We start from the raw sequence: 5,599 nt of genomic DNA, 5'->3' as shown, positions 1-5,599 counted from the left end.
TGGCGGTCGAAATCGAGAAGTGGATGGTGCGGCGCGGATGGCTGTACACGCCGCAAAAGAATCAGACGTAGGCCCGCTCGCGTAGCCACTTGGTAGCGATGTACTTCACACCCCGCTCGACGGGATCACCCGCGTGCAGCGTCTTCTGGTCGGGCATGCGGTAGGCGTCGGTATTGGCAAAGAACACCGCGCTGCCCTTCCTCGGCTGCACGGTCAGGCCGATTTCCGGGAACGAGGTGCCGCCGCCGGCTTCCACATCGCTCAGGTACATCACGATGGTGCCGACGCGCTGGCCGCCACGCTCCAGGTGCTTGCGCGGACCGGGACGCGAGGCATCGAACCAGTCGAAGTGCGGGCGGTATTCATTGCCCTTCTCGTATTGCAGCATCTGCAAGCCCTCGCCGTTCTCGACCGGCCAGCGCGTGAGCGCCGCCAGGCGCGATTCGATGCGGGTAACCAGTGGGGTTTCACCCCGCTGCAGCATCGCGCCGCGACTGGTCCGATGGGCATGCACTTCGGTCTTGCCGTCCGCGTCGGACACGACCGGCGAACGCGCAAGCCGAGTCCTTCCATAGTCGATCAATTCGTCGCACTCTGCGCTGGTAAGCAGACCGCCGAGCAGGACGACGCGCGGTGCGCGCAACGAAAACAGGATCTCCACATCATGGCCGGCAAGTCGCAGGATGTTGGCAGAGGTATCGATCTCGGGCAGCGGCTGGGGCGCCGGCGCGGGCGCCAAGTGATTGAAGCCGGTGCGGCGTGCCTCCTCGATTGCGGCACGGGCCAGCGTTGCTTCGAATTTGCCGTCGCGCACCATGACCTGCGCCATCTCTGCAGGTACACAGCCGCGAGCGAGGTTCTCGGTAATCCAGGTTTGCCATGCCTGCGGCAGTGACGGCATTACGATCTTGTTCATGTGGCAAATAACGTGCAGGGGAAACCCCTAAGATGCATCCCCCGGGCAAAGGTTCCTTTGAGCAAAGTCAGCCCTTCGCAAGCTTCTCCCACGGCTTGCCCTGCCGCCAGAGTGGAATCCAGTCCTTGGGCACGACCATCGCCAATGCGCCGACATCGGCAACGAGGCGGCCCAGCGCTGCCGGGAGAATGCGTACGCCGCTCGTCAGTGCAGGAAATCGCGATTCGATCTCGCGCATCACAAGGGGGGCAAGCCAGTTGCCGTGATGCAGCCAGACACTGCCGCCGATGACAAACACCCGTGTATCCAGGGTAGCAACCAGATTGTAAAGGCCACGCCCGAACCACTGCGCCGCGCGTTCGGCAACCTCCCTCGCCTGCGCATCCCCGTTCCGAGCGCGCTCGAAAAGCTCGCTCGCCGGCATGTTGGCCCGGATGCCGACGTTGCGCCCGGACGCCAGTGCTTCGAGGTCACCGCGGTTGCCGCAACCGCACAGCGCATCGTCCGTCTCACTCATCAGGATGTGGCCCGCATGACCGGCATTGCCATTCTTGCCGCGCAAGAGGCGGCCGTCGACGCATAGGCCGAAACCGATGCCGGTGCTCCAGGTGACGTACGCGCAATCCGGTTCGTCGATCACCGCGCCGAAAGTTCGCTCGGCAACCAATGCCGACACGCAGTCGTTGTCGATCGCAACCGTTGCATAACGTTCGCGCACCACTTTTTCGAGGGGAATGGATGTCCAGTCGTTCGGCAGGTCCGAATCGCTGCTCAGGCCACCGCAGAGGTTGGGACTGCACAGGGCAATTGCGCCTTCCTCGCGCACGAATGGCCCGGCAGAGGCCACGCCCAGCGTGTTGATAGCACTCGCTGGCACGCCAGCCTTGGCGCACACCGCCTCGATCAGTTCGAGTCCCTGCTCCGGCAAGGCGCGCGATGTGCCGCTCTTGATGCTCGGCTGGGAAATGCGGGCCAGCGGTCCGTCGCGCGAGGCCACCATGGCGGCCATCTTGGTGCCGCCGATGTCGAGGGCGGCGATGTATTCGGCATCCATTCTGTGTGCCCTTTCATTGATGCAAGGCTGTTTCCTTGCGCAGCCAGTTGCGCGCATCGCATGCGGCAAGGCGCGCGATTAGCTCATCGAGCAGCCGTTCCGTGTCCTCTGCGCGCGGAATGAAGAAATCCGCAGCGCTGTCCGGCCGGTGTTCCACGCGCACCGACAGCAGCTCCGCTCGCTTGATGCGGAAGACATCCTCGTCGGTCACGTCATCGCCGGCATAGACGGCCGTCCGGGCACCGGACAACTCCATCAGTGCTTCCAGTGCATTGCCCTTGTGCCAGGCATCGACGCCCACCAGGCTCAGGATGCATTTGCCCGCCACCAGTCGCGGCTGCGGATCAAGTGCTGCGCAAACCTCATCCAGGAAAACCGCTGCCCTCTGCCAGTCCGGCGCGGCGCGGTAGTGAACTGACAGCGAATAGCGCTTGTCCTCGATCTCGATACCTTCGGCGCCGGGCGTACGCGCCAGCAAGCCGGTCAGTTGCGCCTTCCATCCGGCGCATTGCTGCGCGTGGACTGCGGCACGTGCCTCCCAACCCGGCACACCTTCCATGCCATGGTTGCCAACGACATAGTCCGGCGTGAAGCCGAGCAAGCCGCGAATGTCCTCGAGCGCCCGTCCGGTAATGATAGCCACGGGGGCATGGGCGGACAAGCGAAGCAGCTTGCCGCGCACATCGTCGGACAGGCGCACCTCCTCGGGTCGCGACATGATGGGCACGAGCGTGCCGTCGAAGTCGAACGCACACAGCAGCCCGGCGCGCGCAACCTCCTCTACCCGCTTCAGGCCGGTCTCGGAAAACAGGGGCTGCATGCTCACACCACGCGCCGCAAGGATTGCCTGCTGTGGGAACGGATACGAGTCATGATCCGTTCGCGCTGGCGCAGGCGCGCGGCATCCAGCAGCATGCGTCCTGCCCAGCGGTAGATGTTGAAGTCCTTCACCAGCGAACGCATGCTGCGCATCCGGTCACGCTGCTCCACCTCGGGCATGGTCACCGCGCGGTACAAGGATTCGGCGCTCTGCTCGATGTGGTAAGGATTGACCAACAGCGCTTCGTGCAATTCACGCGCGGCGCCCGTGAACTGGCTGAGCACAAGTACGCCGCGTTCATCGTCGCGTGCGGCAATGTATTCCTTCGCAACCAGGTTCATGCCGTCATGCAGGCTTGTCACCATGCACACCTCGGCAGCCCGGAAATACCGGTTGACCTGGTCCGCATCATGGTGCTCCGCCTTGAGGATAATGGGCTGGTAATTGCCGCTGCCGAAGCGCGCGTTGATCCGCTGCACCATGGCCCGTACCCGCGCCTCGAAATTCTGGTATTCCTCGAGTGACGATCGCGACGGCGCGGCGATCTGGATCATGGTGAACTTGCCGACGAGGTTGGAATGCGCCTCCAGCATCCTCTCGACGGCCTGGAATCGCTCCAGGATGCCCTTGGTGTAATCGAGCCGGTCCACGCCAATACCGAGCAGGTGGTCCGCGGGCAATCCATGTTCCTCGCGCACCGAGATGCGGCATTCCTCGATGCCGGGCTGGTCGTGCATCTGCTCCGGCCAGGCGATGGAGATGGGGTAATGCTCAACCTGCGTCAGCTTGCCGCCGAAGGAAATCGTCGAGGCCTCGTGTTCGATGCGCGTTTCGAGGTAGCGGTCGACGGTTTCCAGGAAGTTCTTGCAGTGGAATGGCGTGTGGAAACCGAGAATCGTGCTACCCAGCAAGCCTTCGAGGATTTCCTCGCGCCACGGGCAAATGCCGAAGGATTCCGGATTCGACCAGGGGATGTGCCAGAAGGTGATGATGGTGGCCTTCGGCAACGCATCGCGCACCATGCGCGGCAGCAATGCGAAGTGATAATCCTGCACCAGCACAACCGGATCGTCGGTGCGTGCCTCTTTCACCACGGCGTCGGCGAAGCGCTGGTTGACGGCGACGTACTGTTCCCAGTCCGAGGAGCGGAACACCGGGCGCACGTGCGCAATATGGCACAGCGGCCACAGGCCCTCGTTGGCGAAACCGTAGTAGTAGCCCTTTTCCTCTTCGCGCGACAGCCACACGCGGCGCAGCGTATACGCGGGATTGTTGGGCGGCACCGGCACCCGGTCGTTGCGGTCGACGCTTTCCTTGTCCGCGCTGCCACTGCCATGGGCAATCCAGGTGCCCGAACAGGCGCGCATCACCGGCTCCACCGCCGTCACCAGTCCGCTCGCGGGGCGTTGCACCTCGATGCCATTGCGGGTGCGCATGTGCAAATAGGGTTCGCGGTTGGACACGACCAGCACCTCGTCGCCGGCCAATTCCTCGTGCAGCAGCACGCGCAGTTTTTCAGGTGTCCACAAATGCGTTGAATCATCCCGCGTGCGCCGCTCGACATTGAACTCATGCAGCAAGGCGCGCAGGTCGCCTTCGAACGGATGCGATTCCGACTGCGGCGACTGCTGCTGGGGCCGCACACCGAACTCACCGCGCAGCACGCGCTTGACCGAAGAGACCCAGTCACGCCAGCTGAGATGAGCGATGAACACGGTGATGAGCGATGTCACGATCGCGATCACTGCGAACAGGCCGATCACGTATTTCTTGGTGTCCGCGCTGCGCCGCTCGATGAAGCTCATGTCGTGTACCAGCACCAGCTTTCCAATGGACTGCCCGTCGCGTTCCAGTGCGCTCTCGGAAACATGCAACGGTCCTTGCGGCAGTGTTACCAGGGATTGCAGTGCGCCGCCATGGCCGGCGCCGCGGCAGCCGAGTGTGGACGGATAGGTCGATGTCTTGTACAGCAGGTTGCCTGCCGGGTCGCAAAAGCCGATCGCGTGCAGGCGCTCGTCCCGCAGGGCGCGGTCGAACAATTGCCCGATGCGCCGCTCCGAGTGCTGCGGCACATATTCGAGCAGCGGGTCTTGCAAGGCATTGGCGAGCGATTGCGAGCGCGCGTCGAGATCGCGCACAAACCAGCGCAAGGTCAGCGAATCGACAAGGGGTACAACCGCATAGGCAAACAGGCCGAGCACGAGCGCCAGCGGCAAGACAAACCGCAAGGTAAGTCGAAAGGATTGAAGTGGCATTAAAGGATCCGGTGGTTGTACAGCAGCGCCCTCCCCTGACAGCGTCATACCGGAGTGGAGTTTCCGCTACGTAGACAAAAGATCATGAATCACGTCAATAGTTCCGGAATTTGACCCAAGGCCGCCGTGGCGTTGCATACGGGCACTCAACCTGCCGATGCCGCAAACCCGTCCTTTAAAGCACGTTTTCCCAACGTGACATAACTGACCGCGTCACGTACGCTCCAGGCAAGCGCAGCGACGGAAAGGCCGGTCAACAGCCAAGTCAAGACGCCGTGATTCGCGAGGGCAAAGCCGGTCGGCAATGTGCGCCACTCCAGCAGCACAGGCAGCAGGAACGCGTTGTAGGCGCCGAAATTGATGAGGAGCACCACATGCATGATGCGCTCCAATGCTGACAAGGGACGGGTGCGGTCTTCGTGCAGGGTGTCGACCAGGGAGATCGAAAATTCCAGCAGCACCAGCGCGGCCAGCGCCCAGGCCAGATTACCGCCCCATTGCAGCCAGGCGAGGCCGCCGAATATGGCAGCGAAGACCAGTTCACGCGCGCTGTG

Annotated in this window: 4 protein-coding genes and 1 pseudogene; all 5 read right to left on the bottom strand. The window is 63.0% G+C overall.

Annotated elements, in window-relative coordinates; translation table 11 throughout:
• Positions 1-61: 61 nt before the first annotated feature.
• A complete protein-coding gene (locus tag AYR66_RS05650) occupies positions 62-916 on the bottom strand; it encodes a 2OG-Fe(II) oxygenase (protein ID WP_088706716.1) in 855 nt (284 codons plus the stop codon).
• A 67-nt stretch (positions 917-983) separates the two neighbouring features.
• On the bottom strand, positions 984-1,970 hold the full coding sequence (locus tag AYR66_RS05645; protein ID WP_088706715.1) for an ROK family protein: 987 nt from the start codon (positions 1,968-1,970) through the stop codon (positions 984-986).
• Between the two features lie 13 nt (positions 1,971-1,983).
• Positions 1,984-2,790, bottom strand: coding sequence for a trehalose-phosphatase (otsB, locus tag AYR66_RS05640; protein WP_088706714.1), 807 nt, complete (start codon positions 2,788-2,790; stop codon positions 1,984-1,986).
• 2 nt (positions 2,791-2,792) lie between these two features.
• Positions 2,793-5,045 carry an alpha,alpha-trehalose-phosphate synthase (UDP-forming) gene (locus AYR66_RS05635; RefSeq protein WP_088706713.1) on the bottom strand — a complete coding sequence of 751 codons (2,253 nt, stop codon included), beginning with the start codon at positions 5,043-5,045 and terminating at the stop codon, positions 2,793-2,795.
• A gap of 146 nt (positions 5,046-5,191) precedes the next feature.
• A pseudogene (locus tag AYR66_RS05630) lies at positions 5,192-5,599 on the bottom strand (TIGR01777 family oxidoreductase); the annotation flags it as partial.

The organism is Noviherbaspirillum denitrificans, assembly GCF_002211445.1.
GTDB lineage: Bacteria > Pseudomonadota > Gammaproteobacteria > Burkholderiales > Burkholderiaceae_D > Noviherbaspirillum > Noviherbaspirillum denitrificans.
Note: the sequence above shows the minus strand (reverse complement) of the source record. Positions and strands in the feature narration are given on the sequence as shown.

Bases quoted from the DNA above. Each gene is read 5' to 3' on its own strand.
- AYR66_RS05645 (WP_088706715.1), bottom strand. From the start codon at position 1,970: ATGGATGCCGAATACATCGCCGCCCTCGACATCGGCGGCACCAAGATG.
- otsB (WP_088706714.1), bottom strand. From the start codon at position 2,790: ATGCAGCCCCTGTTTTCCGAGACCGGCCTGAAGCGGGTAGAGGAGGTT.
- AYR66_RS05650 (WP_088706716.1), bottom strand. From the start codon at position 916: ATGAACAAGATCGTAATGCCGTCACTGCCGCAGGCATGGCAAACCTGG.
- AYR66_RS05635 (WP_088706713.1), bottom strand. From the start codon at position 5,045: ATGCCACTTCAATCCTTTCGACTTACCTTGCGGTTTGTCTTGCCGCTG.